This window comes from Mycoplana sp. ABR4_002 (genome assembly GCF_056159645.1).
The window spans coordinates 2654024-2669777 of record NZ_JBSWVO010000001.1; the positions used below are offsets into that span (position 1 = coordinate 2654024).

Genomic DNA, 15754 nt, shown 5'->3' on the forward strand with positions numbered 1-15754 from the left:
CGAATTATCAGAGGATTGCAACACACTTGCTGAATGCTCATTCAAAATATCTGGACAAGACATTGTCTTTGATGCAGCCTTTTGGTTACTGAGGGAGAACGTTAGATGCAGAAATACGATGTGCTGATCGTGGGCGGCGGCCATAACGGCCTGGTCACCGCCTGCTACCTGCAGAGGGCCGGACTGAACGTCGCGGTGCTCGAAAAGAACGGCTGGGTCGGCGGCGCGGCGACGAGCCGCGAACTGACCCCGGGCTTCCTGTACTCCAACTGCTCCTATGTCTGTTCGCTGTTCCGGCCGGAGATCATGCGTGACCTCGAGTTGCCCCGGCACGGCCTGCAGGTCGTCGCCTACGAGGGCGGCGCGGTCCTGACCCGCGACGGCGACTATCTCGCCTCCTACCGCGATCACGACAGCCATCGCCGCGAGTTCGCCCGCTACTCGAGGCGCGACGCCGAAGCCTATGAGCGCTATGCCCGCGACGTCACCCGCCAGTGTCGCTTCATCCAGCCGCTATTGATGCGCACGGCGCCGGATCCGTTCGGTTTCCGCCCGCGCGACCTTTCCGAACTGCTCTACCTGGCAAGGAAGTTCGGCGAGTTCAGCCCGAATGAGATGGCCGAGACATTGCGCTTCTGGACGATGTCGATTTCCGATTTCCTCGACGAGTATTTCGAGACCGACGTCATCAAGGCCTATCTGGCGATCTCCGGCATCATCGGCACCGCTCTCGGCCCGATGTCGCCCGGCACGGCCTATGTCCTGCTCCACCACTACATGGGCGAGGTCGACGGCTCTGTCGGCGCCTGGGGATACGCCCGCGGCGGCATGGGGGCCGTGACCCAGGCACTGATGCGCTCGTTCGAATCCGTCGGCGGAACGATTCGAACCGACGCCGAGGTCACGAAGATCCTCAGCCGCGGCGGCCGGACCACCGGCGTCGTCCTCGCCAGCGGCGAGGAGGTGCGCGCCAACCTCGTCGTCTCGAATGCCGACGTGAAGCGGACCTTCCTCAAGCTCGTCGACGAGAACACCCTGCCGCAGGACTTCGTCCACCGGGTCAAGCACTTCAAGATGCGCGGCTCGTCCGGCAAGGTGAACATAGCGCTCGACAGCCTGCCCGAGTTCCCGGCCCTGCCGGCCGGCTCGACCTGCATCCGCGGCGACCTGCATTTCACCGATTCGATCGAGCGGATGGAGCGGGCCTATGACGATTGGAAGGCCGGACGCTGGTCGGCCGATCCCATGCTCGACACGATGATCCCGACAACGCTCGACCCGACGATGACCTCGCCCGGCAAGCACTTCATGAGCTGCTTCGTGCAGTACTGCCCGGTGAAGGTCGAGGGCCGGGAGTGGACGGATGCCGACCGCGACGCCTTCGCCGAGACGGTCATCAGCCAGATCGCCGACTACTCGCCCGGTTTCCGCGAGCGCATCGTCCACATGGAGGTGCGCACGCCGCGCGAGCTCGAGAACGAGGTCGGCCTCACCGAAGGCAACATCTTCCAGGGCGAACTGACCTTCGACCAGTTGCTGTTCAACCGTCCGGTGCCGGGCTACGCCCAGTACCGCAGCCCGATCGCCGGCCTGTACATGTGCGGCTCCTCGACCCATCCCGGCGGTGGTGTCATGGGTGCGCCCGGACGCAACGCCGCCATGGAAATCCTCCGCGACCTGAAGCGCAGCCCCGAACAGATGAGCAAGGCCCATGACGTCATTTGATGCGCCCGCAAAAACTGCCCCCACCACCTACGACGCGATCGTCATCGGCGCCGGCCACAACGGCCTGGCGGCCGCCGCCAAGCTCGGCAAGAGCGGCCGCAAGGTGCTCGTGCTCGAGGCCGCCAACGCGCCGGGCGGCGCCGCCCGCGGAAGGGAATTCGCGCCCGGCTTCCGCTCCGCCGGCCTCGCCCACCTGGTCAACAGGCTCGATCCCGAAGTCGCCCGCGACCTCGGGCTGGCGCTGGCGCCCCGGTCCGGCCCGGCCATGCCGACCTCAGTGCTCGACGGCACGAACGAGCCGGCCGTCTTGCGCGGCGCCTATGGCGAGACGATCGACGGCGTCTCCGCCGAAGAGGCAGCGGCCTTCGGCCGGCTGCGCGACAAGCTCGTCTACCAGGCCGGCATCCTGAAGCGCTTCCTGCGTCGCCCGCCGCCGCAGCTCGGCGCCATCGGCATCGGCGACATCTCGACGCTCGCCTCGGCCGGCTTCGGGCTGATCCGAAGAGGACGGGCCGAGGGGCGCGACTTCCTGCGCATGCTGCTGATGAACGTCGCCGACGTCGCCGATGAATATCTGGACGACGACCGCCTGCAGGCGCTGCTTTCCTTCGACGCCACGCTCGGCATCCACCTCGGCCCGCGCTCGCCGACATCGCTGCTCGGCCTGTACTACCGGTTGACCGGCGAGGTGGACGGCAAGTCCGGCGGCCAGTTCATCCCGGAAGGCGGCATGGCGGCGGTGGCCCCGGCCTTTCTCGGCGCGGCGGAAAAGGCCGGCGTCACCATCCGTTGCGGCACGCGCGTCGGCCGCATCCTTGCCGACCGCGGTCGGGCCAGCGGCGTCGTCCTCGGCGACGGCGCGGAGATCACCGCTCCGATCATCGTCTCGGCGATCCATCCGCAGGCAACGTTCCTCGGCCTCGTCGATCCGGCCGAAAGCGGCACCGGCTTCGTCCGCTCGATCCGCAACGTGCGCACCGGCGGCAACGTCGCCAAGCTCGACCTGGCGCTGGAGCAGATGCCGCGCTTCACCGGGCTGGCTGACCGGGACCACGCCGGCCGCATCGTCATCGCCCGTTCGATGACGCATGTCGACGAGGCCTTCAATCCGGCCAAGTACGGCGAGTTCTCGCCGGATCCGGTGATGGAGATCGTGCTGCCGAGCCTCGCCGACGCCTCGCTCGCCCCCGACGGGGCCTGCACCCTCTCCGCCCTGGTCCAGTATGCGCCCTACAAGCTGAGGATGGGTTGGGAGGCGGGCAAGCCGGCCTTTCTCAAGATCGTGCTCGACATCCTCGAGCGTCACGCGCCGGGCATCGGCAAGACGATCCTCGCCGCCGATCTGAGCACCCCGAGCGACATCGAGGCGGAGTACAACCTGCCGGGCGGCCACTGGCACCATGGCGAACTGCAGGCCGACCAGCTGCTGATCAACCGGCCCACAAGCGCCGCTTCGGGGTACACGACGCCGATCGACGGCCTCTACCTCGCCAGCGCCGGGGCGCACCCCGGCGGCGGCATCTCCGGTCTCGCCGGATGGAACGCCGCGCGCCACATTCTTTCGGGAGCCCCTTCTCACGCAGGAGCGAAGCGATGAACGCCCTTACCCAGCCCCTGAACGCCGCCGACGGCCGCCGCGCCGCACGCGACCATATCCTCACGCCCCGGCTGGAGACACCGTTCCATCCGCGCCTGACCGCGCTCGACGCGGTCAACGACTGGTACACCTGGGCCGGCTACAAGGCGCCGCATGCGCTGCATGACGAGGAGCTGGAATATTTCGCGATCCGCTCCACCGCGGCCCTGTTCGACATCTCGCCGATGGTGAAATACCGCATCAGCGGGCCCGAGGCCGAACGCTACCTCAACCGCCTGACCCTGCGCGACGTCCGCAAGCTCGGCGTCAACCGCGTCCACTACACCGCCTGGTGCGACGACCACGGCCATGTGCTGGACGACGGCACGCTGTTCCGGCTCGGCGAGCAGGAGTTCCGTCTATGCTGTCAGGAGCGCCACCTGCCCTGGCTGCTCGACAGTGCGATCGGCTTTTCGGTCGAGATCCGCGAGGAGACCGAGGAGATTGCCGGCCTCGCCCTGCAGGGCCCGACCAGCTACGCGGTGCTGGCCGAGGCGGGCTTTTCCGGCGTGGCGCGGCTGAAGCCGTTCGACATCGCGACGTTCGCCCATGACGGGGCGACCGTCACCATCTCCCGGACCGGCTTCACCGGCGACCTCGGCTACGAACTGTTCGTGCCGCGCGCGGCCGCCTTGTCGCTCTGGGACCGGCTGTGGCGGGCGGGCGCCGAACACGGCCTGCGTGCGATCGGCTACTCGGCCCTGAACCGCACCCGCATCGAGGCCGGTTTCATCGTCGCCAATGCCGACTTCGTCACGGCCGAGGGCGCGCTGCGCACCGACCGCGTGCGCATGCCCGACGAGATCGGCCTCGACTGGCTCGTCGACCCCGACAAGCCGAACTTCAACGGGCGCCGGGCGATCCTGGCGGCGCGGCGGAATCAGACTCTCAAGCATGTGCTGGTAGGCCTTGAAATCGAAGACAATATCCCCGCCGAGCAGGCAATCGTCTACCATCGCAAGAAGCACGAGGCCGGCCTCGTCACCGCCGCGATCTGGTCGCCGACGGCCAAGCGCAACATCGCCATCGCGAGCCTCGACCGTCCCTATGGCACAAAGTTCACCACCGAACTCTGGGTGGAGATCTACGCCTTGCGCGAACTGCGCTACCAGAAGATGATGAAGCGCGCGAGGATCGTCCCCCGCCCCTTCGTCAAGCTCGCGCGCCGCACGGTGACACCGCCGGGGCTGCGCTGACAGGAAGGCAATGGCAACGGCAGATATCGACATGGACAAGGAAACCCGCCACCACTGGAACCTGATCAAGACTCCGACCGGCATCGACTGGTCAGGGCGCACCCGCTATGCGGCGGCCATGGCGCTCTACCAGAAGGGCGAACTGAGCGCCGAGGTGCTGGAGGTCTACCGCATCTGTTCGCGGCTTGATTCAGAAGATCCACGCACCGTGCTAAAGCGTTGGAATATCGGCAAGGATTGGATCGCCAGACTGGACGGCGAGCCGCGTTAGCCGCAGGCGCCGGATATACGTCTGCTGGGGGACTGACCTTTTGCGGATGTTCGGCGCCTGCGCCGGCGCTCCAGCGGAGCGCCGTAGCGGAGCGAGGCGAACGAGGGAAAGCCTCGCTCCGCGCCTATCCGGCGCTCGCCTGGACGGCCGTGCCCGCAGGGCGCAGGCTGTCGATGAACCGCCGCAGGGCGTCCCGCCCGTCACCAGCCAGGTCGAACCGCCGGCCGAACAGCAGCCATTCGCTGCACATCCCCTTGATCAGCCAGCGCAGCGCCGAGGCGCCGGAACGCGGCGTCCAGCGCGGGCAGAGCTGCCCCACTTCGGCGGCACGGGCGAGTGCGTTTTCGAGCAGGCGCATGTGCCCTTCGTCGACCTGCTGCTGGCGCTGCAGCACCGGAGCAAGCTCGCCGCAATAGTCGCAGCGCAGCAGGATCGACAGGATCCGTTGGCGATGCTCGTCGACGGCCAGCGCGTCGAGCCACTCACCGGCGACGCGCTCAATCACTGCCAGCGCGTCGGCGTTCTCGGCCTCCAGCTCGCGCGCCACCATGTCCTCCTGCGGCAGCGGCACCGAGTTGTAGAGCTCCATGAACAGGTCAGTCTTGTTGGCGAAGTGCCAGTAGATCGCGCCGCGGGTGACGCCGGCGGCCCTGGCCACGTCCTCCATGGTCGCGTTGGAGACACCCTTGGTGAAGAAGATCCGCTCGGCCGCGCAAAGGATCTGCTGGCGCGTGGCTTCGGCTTCGGCTTTGGTCCTGCGCATTTCGTCCCCCAGAGGGGATACCCGCCGCATGCCGGCGGGCATCCAGCCTTACTCGCCGGCTGCCGGGGCCGCTTCCGCCACCGGCTCCGGTTTCTTCCTGCCATAGCCGAACAGCTTCATCACGAAGACGAAGAAGACGGGAACGAAGAAGATGGCGAGCACGGTCGCGGTGATCATGCCGCCCATCACGCCGGTGCCGATCGCCCGCTGGCTCCCCGAGCTTGCCCCGGTGGCGATCGCCAGCGGCAGCACGCCGAGGGTGAAGGCGAGCGAGGTCATCAGGATCGGCCGGAAGCGCAGGTGGCAGGCCTCGACCGCCGCCTCCACCAGAGACTTGCCCTCCGCCATCAGGTCCTTGGCGAACTCGATGATCAGGATCGCGTTCTTGGCCGACAGGCCGATGATCGCGATCAGGCCGACCTTGAAGTAGACGTCGTTCGACATGTCGCGCAGGGTGACCGCGAGCACGGCGCCGATGACGCCGAGCGGCACGACGAGGATGACCGCGATCGGGATCGACCAGCTCTCGTAGAGGGCTGCAAGGCACAGGAACACCAGGAGGCACGACAGCGCGATCAGAATCGGCGCCTGCGAGCCCGACTGGATCTCCTGCAGCGACTGCCCGGTCCACTCGTAGCCGAAGCCCGGCGGGAGTTGCGCGGCCAGCCGCTCCATCTCGGCGATCGCGTCGCCCGAGGAGTAGCCCGGCTTGGTGTCGCCGCTGATGCGCACCGACGGATAGCCGTTGTAGCCGACCGTCTGCGTCGGCGCCTTGACCCATTCCACCGTGGCGAAGGCCGAGATCGGCACCATGCCGCCGTTCGAGTTGCGGACGTTGAGATTGAGAAGGTCCGCGACCTGCATGCGCTTGTTCTCGTCCGCCTGGACGGTCACGCGCTGCATGCGCCCGGCATTCGGGAAGTCGTTGACATAGGTCGATCCGAGGTTGGTGGCGATCGTCGAGTTGATGTCGGCGAAGGTGACCCCGAAGGTGTTCGCCTTCTCGCGGTCGATGACGACGTCGAGCTGGGCCGCATCCGGCATGCCCTCGAAGCGGACCCCCGCCAGGACCGGGCTCTGCGCCGCAAGGCCGAGCAGCTGGTCGCGCGCCTGCGACAGCGCCCCCTGCCCGAGCCCGGCGCGATCCTGCAGGCGGAACGAAAACCCGCCCGTCGTGCCGAGGCCCTGGATCGGCGGCGGCGACAGCGCGAAGCTGATCGCATCCTTGATCTGGCTCATTGCCATGGTCGCGCGCCCGGCGATTGCCTGGGCGGCGTTCTCCGGCCCGCGCTCGGCCCAGTCGTCCAGCGTCACGAAGGCAAGGCCGGCGTTCTGGCCGGCACCGAAGAACGAGAAGCCGTTGATGGCGACGATCGTGTCGACTGCCGGCTCCTGGCCGAAGATCTGCTCGGTCTGGGCAATCACCTCGTCGGTGCGGTGTCCGGTGGCCTCGGACGGCAGTTGCATCATGACAATGACGAAGCCCTGGTCCTCGTCGGGAAGGAACGAGGACGGCAGCTTCATGAACATGTAGCCGAGGCCGGCGAGCACGGCGAGATAGATCACCATCAGCCGGCCGGTGCGGCGCGCCAGCCAGCCGACGCTGCCGCCGTACTTGCGCGAGGTCGTGTCGAACCCGCGGTTGAACCAGCCGAAGAAGCCGCCCTTGCTGTGATGGTGGCCCTTCTCGACCTGCTTCAGGAAGCTGCCGCACAGCGCCGGCGTCAAGGACAGCGCGAGGAAGGCCGAGAACAGGATCGACACGACCATCGTCAGCGAGAACTGCTGGTAGATCACGCCCACCGCGCCGGGGAAGAAGCCCATCGGAATGAACACCGAGGCGAGCACGAGCGTGATGCCGATGACGGCGCCGGTGATCTGCCGCATCGCCTTGCGGGTCGCCTCCTTGGGCGGCAGCCCCTCCTCCGACATGATGCGCTCGACGTTCTCCACCACGATGATGGCATCGTCGACGAGGATGCCGATCGCGAGCACCATGGCGAACATGGTCAGCACGTTGATCGAAAAGCCCATGGCGAACAGCACGGCACAGGTGCCGAGCAGCGCCACCGGCACCACGAGTGTCGGGATGATCGTATAGCGGATGTTCTGCAGGAACAGGAACATCACGATGAACACCAGTCCCACCGCCTCGACGAGCGTATGCAGAACCTTCTCGATCGACACCTTGACGAACGGCGAGGTGTCGTAGGGGATCGAGTATTCGAGACCGGGCGGGAAGAACTTCGACAGTTCCTCCATGCGCGCCTGGATCGCCTCCGACGTCGCCATGGCGTTGCCGGTCGGCGCCAGCTGCACGCCGATCGCCGCCGACGGCTGTCCGTTGAGACGGGTGGTGAAGGAATAGCTCTCGCCGCCGACCTCGATGCGGGCCACGTCGCGCAGCCGCACCGCCGACCCGTCGGCATTGGCGCGCAGCACGATCGCGCCGAATTCCTCCGGCGTCGTCAGCTGGCCCTTGATGTTGACCGGGGCGGCGATCTGCTGGGTGATCGGGTTCGGCTGCGCGCCGATGCTGCCCGCGGGGATCTGCGCGTTCTGCACCTGCACGGCGGCCGTGACATCGGCCGCGGTGAGGTTCAGCCCGAGCATCTTGTCGGGATCGAGCCAGATGCGCATCGACCGCTGCGTGGCGAACAGTTGCGCGCGGCCGACCCCCGGCACCCGCTGGACCTCGCTGAGGATGTTGCGGTTGAGGTAGTCGCCGAGGCCGATGGCGTCCATCGCGCCGTCGGTCGAGGTCAGCGAGATGATCAGCAGGAAGCCCGAGCCGGCCTCCTCGACCTGCACGCCCTGCCGGCGCACGGAATCGGGCAGGCGCGGCTCGACACGGCTGATGCGGTTCTGCACGTCGACCGAGGCCTGGCTCGGATCGGTGCCCGGCTCGAAGGTGACGTTGATCTCGACGGCACCGGCCGCGCTGGAGGTGGACTCGAAGTAGAGCATGCCGTCGACGCCGTTCAGCTCATCCTCGATGAGCTTGGTGACGCTCTGGTAGGTGTCCTGCGAGGACGCGCCCTGGTAGGTGGTGCTGATCGAGATCTGCGGCGGCGCCACGTCCGGATATTGCGAGATCGGCAGCATCGGAATGGCGATGGCGCCGGCGATCATGATGAAGATCGCCACCACCCAGGCAAAGATCGGCCGGTCGATGAAGAAACTTGGCATGGCTCAGACCCTCAGTTCGCCTGCTCGCCCGCGGCGGCCTTGGCGTCGCCGTCGATCGAGCCGGTCTGGTCGACCTTTTCGGCCTTCGGTTGCCCGTCTTCATCGGCGGGCGCCCCTGCTGCCGGGGCCGCAGCTTCCGGTTCCCAGGCGGCCGGAACGACCTCGCCGCCCGGCTGCACCTTCTGGAAGCCCTCGACGATCACGCGCTCTCCGTCCTTCAGCCCGTCGGTGATTATCCACCGCGCCCCCTCGGCCCGGCCGGTCCGGACCGGCCGCATCCCGGCCTTGTTGTCGTCGCTGACGACATAGACGAGCGCGTTGCCGGCGCTGTCGCGCTGGACCGCCTGCTGCGGCACGAGCACGACGCCCTTCTCGGCGCCCTGCTCGATCTGAACGCGAACATACATGCCGGGCAGCAGGTCGTTGTCGGGATTCGGGAACTCGCCGCGCAGCGTGACCTGCCCGGTCGAGGCATCGACGGCGGCCTCGGAGAACAGCAGCCGGCCCGGCTGCGGATAGGACGAGCCATCGTCGAGCAGCAGCCGGACGTCGGCCGAGTTGTTCTCGATCAGGTCGCCTTCCTCCAGCGCCTTGCGCAACCGGATCAGGTCTGTCGCCGACTGGGTGAAGTCGGCATAGACCGGGTCGAGTTGCTGGATCGTGGCGAGCGCCTCGGTCCCGGTCGAGCTGACGAGCGCCCCCTCGGTGATCAGCGCCCGGCCGATGCGGCCGCTGATCGGCGCCTTCACCTCGGCATATTCGAGATTGAGCCGTGCGGTGGCGAGCCCCGCCTCGGCGATCGCCACGTCGGCATCGGCCTGGGCGAGCTGCGCCACGGCATCGTCATACTGCTGCGCCGAGGCGACGTTCGACCGCTTCAGCTGTTCCTGGCGTTCGGCCGACTGGCGCGCCTGCAGTTGAACCGCCCTCGCGCGCCGCAGCGTGCCCTCGGCGCTGTCCACCTGCACCTGGAAAGGCTTCGGATCGATCCGGTAGAGAACGTCGCCCGCCTTCACCATCGAGCCCTGCTGGAACACGCGCTCGACCAGGATACCGCTGACGCGGGGGCGGACCTCCGCCACGCGCGTCGCCGCGATGCGCCCCGGCAGCTCGTTGATGATCGGCACGGTTTCGGCGACGGTCGTGATCACCGCCACCTGCGGCGGCGGAAACCCGCCGCCCCCCTGCTGGCTTTGCTCCTCCTTCTGGCATCCGGCCAGAACGAGCAGGCTGCACATCGTCGCAATCGCGAAAGGTCTCGTCAAACGCATGGGTTCGTCCATAAACGGGGTCCGGCGCGAAAGGGATGTGCCGTGCACATGCAGCCGGAAGGCCTTGAAAAGATTTGGTGCGGGAAGCAGAAAGCTCCCCGCACCGCCGTTATACAGACGCGCTTGTATGTTAAAAAATGTTAGAGTGCAACGCCCGTATCGCGCGCCGTCCGGCCCGATCACGGGTTTGTGATGAGGGACCTCATCGTATGGCCTCGCCATTGGCGTCGAAGCGATGCGTCTGGCCGGCGTTCGGGGTGGCATAGACGATGTCATCGGGCGCGTAGTGGTGTTCTCCGAACAGGCGCACCGTCAGAAGGCCGGCCTTCTCGCTTTCCAGATAGACGATCGTGTCCGCGCCGAGGTGCTCGACATGGACGATCCGGCCCATCCAGTCGCCGCCCTCGCGCGACAGCGTCATGTGCTCCGGCCGGACGCCGACCGTCTTGGCGCCGCTCTCGCCGAGCCGCGCCGCATCGATGAAGTTCATCGCGGGCGAGCCGATGAAGCCGGCGACGAACAGGTTGGCCGGGCGATTGTAGAGCTCCATCGGCGAGCCGACCTGCTGGATCACGCCGCCGTCGAGCACGACGATCTTGTCCGCCAGCGTCATCGCCTCGACCTGGTCGTGGGTGACGTAGATCATCGTCGCCTTCAGCTCGCGATGGAGCCTGGCGATCTCGAGCCGGGTGTTGACGCGCAGCGCCGCATCGAGGTTCGACAGCGGCTCGTCGAACAGGAACAGCTTCGGCTCGCGCACGATGGCACGGCCGATGGCCACGCGCTGGCGCTGACCACCGGACAGCTCGGCCGGGCGGCGGTCGAGAAACTTTTCCAGCGACAGCATGGCCGATGCCTTCCGGGTTCGCTCCTCGACCTGCGCCTTCGGTGCGCCGGCCTGCTTCAGGCCGAGGCCCATGTTGTCGCGGACCGTCAGATGCGGATAGAGCGCATAGGACTGGAACACCATGGCGATGCCGCGCCTGGCCGGCGGCACCGCACTGACTTCGGCGCCGTCGATCAGGATGTTGCCGGAGGTCGCGTCCTCGAGCCCCGCGATGATGCGCAGCAGCGTCGACTTGCCGCAGCCCGAGGGGCCGACGAAGATGACGAATTCACCGTCCTTCACGTCGAGGTCGATGCCCTTGAGAACGTCGACCGCGCCGAACGACTTGCGGACGGATTTGAGTTGCAGAGATCCCATCGATGTTCCCTTCTTAGAGCTTGACCGGCTTGCCGCTGCGCACGCTTTCGTCCGCCGCGAGGCAGATGCGCAGTGACTGCACCGCGTCATCCATGTGGCGCGTCAGGTCGAGATCCTCGCGGATCGCCTTCAGCACGAAGGCCTGCTCGCGGTCGCAGAGTTCCTGGTGGCCGGGCTCGCCCGCCATCGCCAGGTCCTCGTCGGCGTTGAGAAAGCGACCGTCCGGCCCCGTGTCCGCATTGTGCAGGCGGATGACCGCGGTCTTGGTATGCGTGTCGATGTCGTCGGACTTGGCGTGCGGATCCATGACGATCGACACCGATCCCTTCGGCGACATCACGTCCTTCACGAAGAAGGCCGTTTCCGAGATCATCGGCCCCCAGCCGGCCTCGTACCAGCCGAGCGAGCCGTCCTCGAACAGCACCTGCAGGTGCCCGTAGTTGTACATGTCCGGCGCGATCTCGTCGGAGAGGCGCAGCCCCATGCCGCGGACCTCGACCGGCCGGGCATCGGTGATCTGGCACATCACGTCGACATAGTGGACGCCGCAGTCGACGATCGGCGGCGTCGTCCGCATCAACTGCCGGTGCGTCGCCCAGGTGGCGCCGCTCGACTGCTGGTTCAGGTTCATGCGGAACACGTAAGGTCCGCCGAGCTTGCGTGCCTCGGCGATCAGCCGCACCCACGAAGGATGGTGGCGCAGGATGTAGCCGACCACGAGCTTGCGGCCGTTGGCCCGGGCGCAGGCGACTACCCGCTCCGCGTCGGCGACGGTCGTCGCCAGCGGCTTTTCGACGAAGACATGCGCCCCCGCCTCCATCGCCATGACGGCAAAGTCGGCGTGGCTGTCGGAGTAGGTGTTGATCGAACAGAGCGCCGGCTTAAGTTCCTTCAGCGCCTCCGGAAAGGACGGAAGCACCCGGTAGCGCTGCAGCGGTGCCGGCAGTTCGACCGTCGAGCGGTTGACGAGTCCGGCGATCTCGAAGCCGGCGTTTTCGTGATAGGCGAGCGCATGGCTGCGGCCCATGTTGCCGAGACCGGTGGCAAGCACGCGGATCGGGGCGGACGAAGGGGTCATTTCACTGCTCCTGACGTGATGCCGCGGATGAGCTGCCGCGAGAAGGCGAGGTAGAGCACGAGCACCGGCAGGATCGCCAGCGACAGCGCCGCGAGCACCGCATTCCAGTTGGTGACGAACTGGCCGATGAAGATCTGCGAGCCGAGGGTGACCGTCTTCGTGGCCTCGCTGGGCGCCAGGATCAGCGGGAACCACAGGTCGTTCCAGATCGGGATCATGGTGAAGACGGCGACGGTCGCCATCGCCGGCCGCACGAGCGGCAGCACCAGCCGGAAGAAGATCGAGTATTCCGACAGCCCGTCGATGCGCCCGGCGTTCTTCAGGTCGTCCGAAACCGTGCGCATGAACTCCGACAGGATGAAGACGGCAAGCGGCAGGCCCTGCGCGGTGTAGACCAGCACCAGCGCCGTCAGCGTGTTGACGAGGCCGGTCGCCACCATGCCCTGCAAGATCGCCACAGTGCCGAGCCGGATCGGGATCATGATGCCGAGCGCCAGGTACAGCCCCATCAGCGTGTTGCCGCGGAAACGGTACTCCGACAGCGCGAACGCCGCCATCGCCCCGAACAGCAGCACGAAGAAAATCGAGACGACGGTGACGATCAGGCTGTTCTGGAAGTAGGTGGCGAAGTCCCCCTGCCCGAGCACCGTGGCATAGCCGACAAGGTCGAACGTTTCCGGGGTGGGCAGTTGCATCGGGTTGCGGAAGATCGCGTTGCGGCTCTTGACCGAGTTGATGATGGTCAGGAACACCGGAAAGAGCGCGATCAGCGTATAGGCGATCAGGGCGATGTGAACCAGCGCCATGCGGCCATGGGACGTGCGTGCCTTCGACATGGTCGGCTCCTGTCAGAACTGGTAGCGGCGGATGCGCCGCTGGATGACGAAAAGGTAGAGCGAGACGCCGGCGAGGATGATCAGGAACATCACGGTCGCGATCGTCGCGCCCATCGAGGGGTCGCCCAGCTGCAGCTGGAAGCCGAAGAAGGTGCGGTAAAGCAGCGTGCCGAGGATGTCCGTCGATCCGTCCGGCCCGGCCAGCGCGCCCTGCACGGTGTAGACCAGGTCGAAGGCGTTGAAGTTGCCGACGAAGGTCAGGATCGAGATGATGCCGATCGCCGGCAGCACCAGCGGCAGCTTGATCTTGAAGAACTGCGCCCAGCCGGTGATGCCGTCGCATTCGGCCGCCTCGACCACCTCTTCGGGGATGTTGAGCAGCGCCGCATAGATCAGCATCATCGGGATGCCGACATACTGCCAGACCGAGATCAGCGAGACGGCGATCAAAGCCGAGCCGGGACGGCCGAGCCAGGGCGCGAACAGCGACTTCAGCCCGACGAGGTCCATCAGATAGGGCGACACGCCCCAGATCGGCGACAGGATCAGCTTCCAGATGAAGCCGACGATGACGAAGGAAAGCAGCGTCGGCAGGAAGATGGCGGTGCGGTAGAAGGCGGTGAAGCGCAGCTTGGGCAGCGACAGCAGTGCCGCCAGCGCGATCCCGATCGGGTTCTGCACCAACATGTGGATGACGAAGAAAATGAAGTTGTTCTTCAGCGCGTTCCAGAAGTCGGCCGCCCAGCGTGCGTCGCCGAAGAGGGTCCGGAAATTGTCGAAGCCGACGAAGACATACTGGCCGTCGACGGTGTTGTAGAACGACAGCCGCAGCGTCTCGAACAGCGGCAGGATCATCACCGCCGTGTAGACGACGAGACCCGGCAGCAGGAAGACGCCGATGTGCCAGCGTCGCGGCCGTCGCACGGCTTCGATTTCAACCTGAGAGAGTGTGGCGTCCGTCATGGCTCCTGCCCGCTGTCCCGACCGTTCGTTCGATGTTGCCCGCCCAATGCGGGAGCCGTCACGCGACCGGTCTTGCCGCGTGAGGCCGCGCCGGCTGGGCCGGCGGTTGCAGATCAGCTTACACGTTTTCGCGGGGATGGCGCGGACCTCGGACCGCGATCGGCGGGGCGCACGAATGCCCCTTCATCCCCAGCCGGTATCCTGTTCCCGCCATCGGCGGGATAGGACAATACCGCCCCGGCCGCCGTTCCCGCGGGAGCGGCGACCTCTGTGCAAGGGCCATCCCCCCGCTGCGGGGAGATGGCTGGCGCCGCGGGCGCCTCGGCGCCCGCCCCGTCGCCTTAGTTGGCCGGCTTGTACCAGCTGTCGAGGCCGTCCTGCAGCTTCTTGGCGGCGTCTTCCGGCGTCTGCGTGCCGTTGATGACGTTGGCCGAGGCCGTCCAGGTCTCGTTCTCCAGGTTCGGCGTGCCGCGCGACAGGATCTGGTAGGTCGAGCGGATCGTCGGCTTGCACTTCTCGCGCCAGGACACGAATTCCTGCGCCAGCGGATCGGCCATCTTCACGGCCGTCGAGTTCAGGCTGAAGAAGCCCGGCAGCGAGTTGGCGTAGATCTCGGCGAACTCCGGCGAGGCGACGAAGGAGAGGAACTTCTTTGCTGCCTCCGCATTGCCGCTCTTGGCGTTCAGGCCGATGCCGATGTCGTTGTGGTCGGAGATGTAGCAGGTGTCGCCGGCGTTCTTGACCGGCGGCGGGAACGCGCCCATCTGGAACTGCGCCTGGCTGTTGAACAGGCCGATTTCCCAGGAGCCGGCCGGGTAGACCGCAGCCCGGCCGAGCGTGAACAGGTTCTGGCTGTCCGGGTAGGTCTGCGCCTCGAAGCCGTCGCCGAGATAGTCCTTCCACTTGGCAAGCGCCGCATAGGGCTCGAGCCACTGCGGGTCGGTCAGCTTCTGCTCGCCCTTGATCAGCGCCAGGCGGCCTTCCTCGCCCTTCCAGTAGTTGGGACCGATGTTCTGGTAGCCCATGGTGGCGGCCTCCCAGAGGTCCTTGGTGCCCATCGCCATCGGGATGTAGTTGCCGTCGGCCTTGATCTTCTCGAGGGCGGCGAAGAACTCCTCTTCCGTCGCCGGTACGGCAATGCCGAGCTGGTCGAAGGCATCCTTGTTGTAGATGAAGCCGTGGATGACCGAGGCCATCGGCACGCAGAAGGTGGCCGAGCCGTCGTCCGTGGTCCAGGCGGACCTGGCGACGTCGGAGAAGTTCTCCATGCCCGGCAAGTCGTTGAGGTTGGCGAGGTCGCCACGCTGGAACAGGGCGAGCGACTTATCGAATGGACGGCAGGTGATCAGGTCGCCGGCAGAGCCTGCGGCAAGCTTTGCATCTGTCGCGGCATCGTACTCGGTCGGCGCAGTCGGTGCAAACTTTACCTTGATGCCGGGGTTCTTCGCTTCGAAGGCCGGGATGATCTTCTCTTGCCAAATCGGAAGGTCGTCGTTGCGCCAGCTATCGATCGTCAGCGTGGTGTCCTGCGCCTGCGCCAGCCCGGCGGTGCCGAGGATGCTCGTGGCAAGGAGCAAGCCCTTGATTGCGTTGCGAGTCATAACAGTGGTCTCCCCATTTGT

12 protein-coding genes are annotated in these 15754 nt (G+C 66.6%); 4 read left to right on the top strand and 8 right to left on the bottom strand.

The features are described from left to right. Positions 1-105: 105 nt before the first annotated feature. The 4 genes from ACXAGF_RS12720 to ACXAGF_RS12735 are packed head-to-tail and all read left to right on the top strand — an operon-like array spanning position 106 to position 4828. Entirely contained in the window at positions 106-1725 is a 1620-nt protein-coding gene (locus ACXAGF_RS12720) for a phytoene desaturase family protein (protein ID WP_475017553.1), read from the top strand. Next, positions 1712-3322: a phytoene desaturase family protein gene (locus tag ACXAGF_RS12725; protein WP_475017554.1), complete on the top strand. Its 1611-nt coding sequence runs from the start codon at positions 1712-1714 to the stop codon at positions 3320-3322. The genes ACXAGF_RS12720 and ACXAGF_RS12725 overlap by 14 nt, the downstream gene beginning before the upstream one ends. Next, entirely contained in the window at positions 3319-4557 is a 1239-nt protein-coding gene (locus tag ACXAGF_RS12730) for an aminomethyl transferase family protein (RefSeq protein WP_475017556.1), read from the top strand. Before ACXAGF_RS12725 ends, ACXAGF_RS12730 begins: the two co-directional genes overlap by 4 nt. A 10-nt stretch (positions 4558-4567) precedes the next feature. Beyond that, positions 4568-4828, top strand: a complete 261-nt coding sequence (locus ACXAGF_RS12735; RefSeq protein WP_475017558.1) for a hypothetical protein — start codon at positions 4568-4570, stop codon at positions 4826-4828. A 124-nt stretch (positions 4829-4952) separates the two neighbouring features. Here the strand turns inward: ACXAGF_RS12735 and ACXAGF_RS12740 are convergent, their stop codons facing one another. The 8 genes from ACXAGF_RS12740 to ACXAGF_RS12775 form a co-directional block, all read right to left on the bottom strand. Then, positions 4953-5591 carry a TetR family transcriptional regulator gene (locus tag ACXAGF_RS12740; RefSeq protein ID WP_475017560.1) on the bottom strand — a complete coding sequence of 213 codons (639 nt, stop codon included), beginning with the start codon at positions 5589-5591 and terminating at the stop codon, positions 4953-4955. A gap of 48 nt (positions 5592-5639) precedes the next feature. Next, entirely contained in the window at positions 5640-8780 is a 3141-nt protein-coding gene (locus ACXAGF_RS12745) for a multidrug efflux RND transporter permease subunit (protein ID WP_475017562.1), read from the bottom strand. A gap of 11 nt (positions 8781-8791) precedes the next feature. After that, positions 8792-10063 carry an efflux RND transporter periplasmic adaptor subunit gene (locus ACXAGF_RS12750; RefSeq protein ID WP_475017563.1) on the bottom strand — a complete coding sequence of 424 codons (1272 nt, stop codon included), beginning with the start codon at positions 10061-10063 and terminating at the stop codon, positions 8792-8794. A 190-nt stretch (positions 10064-10253) separates the two neighbouring features. After that, positions 10254-11255 (bottom strand): ABC transporter ATP-binding protein, encoded by a 1002-nt coding sequence (locus ACXAGF_RS12755; RefSeq protein ID WP_475017565.1) that lies wholly within the window; start codon positions 11253-11255, stop codon positions 10254-10256. A gap of 13 nt (positions 11256-11268) precedes the next feature. Then, positions 11269-12333, bottom strand: coding sequence for a Gfo/Idh/MocA family protein (locus ACXAGF_RS12760; RefSeq protein ID WP_475017567.1), 1065 nt, complete (start codon positions 12331-12333; stop codon positions 11269-11271). After that, on the bottom strand, positions 12330-13169 hold the full coding sequence (locus ACXAGF_RS12765) for a carbohydrate ABC transporter permease (RefSeq protein ID WP_475017570.1): 840 nt from the start codon (positions 13167-13169) through the stop codon (positions 12330-12332). The genes ACXAGF_RS12760 and ACXAGF_RS12765 overlap by 4 nt, the downstream gene beginning before the upstream one ends. Positions 13170-13181: 12 nt before the next feature. Continuing rightward, positions 13182-14132: a carbohydrate ABC transporter permease gene (locus ACXAGF_RS12770; protein ID WP_475017572.1), complete on the bottom strand. Its 951-nt coding sequence runs from the start codon at positions 14130-14132 to the stop codon at positions 13182-13184. A 341-nt stretch (positions 14133-14473) separates the two neighbouring features. Beyond that, entirely contained in the window at positions 14474-15733 is a 1260-nt protein-coding gene (locus tag ACXAGF_RS12775; protein ID WP_475017574.1) for an ABC transporter substrate-binding protein, read from the bottom strand. Positions 15734-15754 lie beyond the last annotated feature (21 nt).

Coding starts and splice junctions, on each gene's coding strand:
- ACXAGF_RS12720 (WP_475017553.1), top strand. CDS start 106: ATGCAGAAATACGATGTGCTGATCGTGGGCGGCGGCCATAACGGCCTG.
- ACXAGF_RS12725 (WP_475017554.1), top strand. CDS start 1,712: ATGACGTCATTTGATGCGCCCGCAAAAACTGCCCCCACCACCTACGAC.
- ACXAGF_RS12730 (WP_475017556.1), top strand. CDS start 3,319: ATGAACGCCCTTACCCAGCCCCTGAACGCCGCCGACGGCCGCCGCGCC.
- ACXAGF_RS12735 (WP_475017558.1), top strand. CDS start 4,568: ATGGCAACGGCAGATATCGACATGGACAAGGAAACCCGCCACCACTGG.
- ACXAGF_RS12740 (WP_475017560.1), bottom strand. CDS start 5,591: ATGCGCAGGACCAAAGCCGAAGCCGAAGCCACGCGCCAGCAGATCCTT.
- ACXAGF_RS12745 (WP_475017562.1), bottom strand. CDS start 8,780: ATGCCAAGTTTCTTCATCGACCGGCCGATCTTTGCCTGGGTGGTGGCG.
- ACXAGF_RS12750 (WP_475017563.1), bottom strand. CDS start 10,063: ATGGACGAACCCATGCGTTTGACGAGACCTTTCGCGATTGCGACGATG.
- ACXAGF_RS12755 (WP_475017565.1), bottom strand. CDS start 11,255: ATGGGATCTCTGCAACTCAAATCCGTCCGCAAGTCGTTCGGCGCGGTC.
- ACXAGF_RS12760 (WP_475017567.1), bottom strand. CDS start 12,333: ATGACCCCTTCGTCCGCCCCGATCCGCGTGCTTGCCACCGGTCTCGGC.
- ACXAGF_RS12765 (WP_475017570.1), bottom strand. CDS start 13,169: ATGTCGAAGGCACGCACGTCCCATGGCCGCATGGCGCTGGTTCACATC.
- ACXAGF_RS12770 (WP_475017572.1), bottom strand. CDS start 14,132: ATGACGGACGCCACACTCTCTCAGGTTGAAATCGAAGCCGTGCGACGG.
- ACXAGF_RS12775 (WP_475017574.1), bottom strand. CDS start 15,733: ATGACTCGCAACGCAATCAAGGGCTTGCTCCTTGCCACGAGCATCCTC.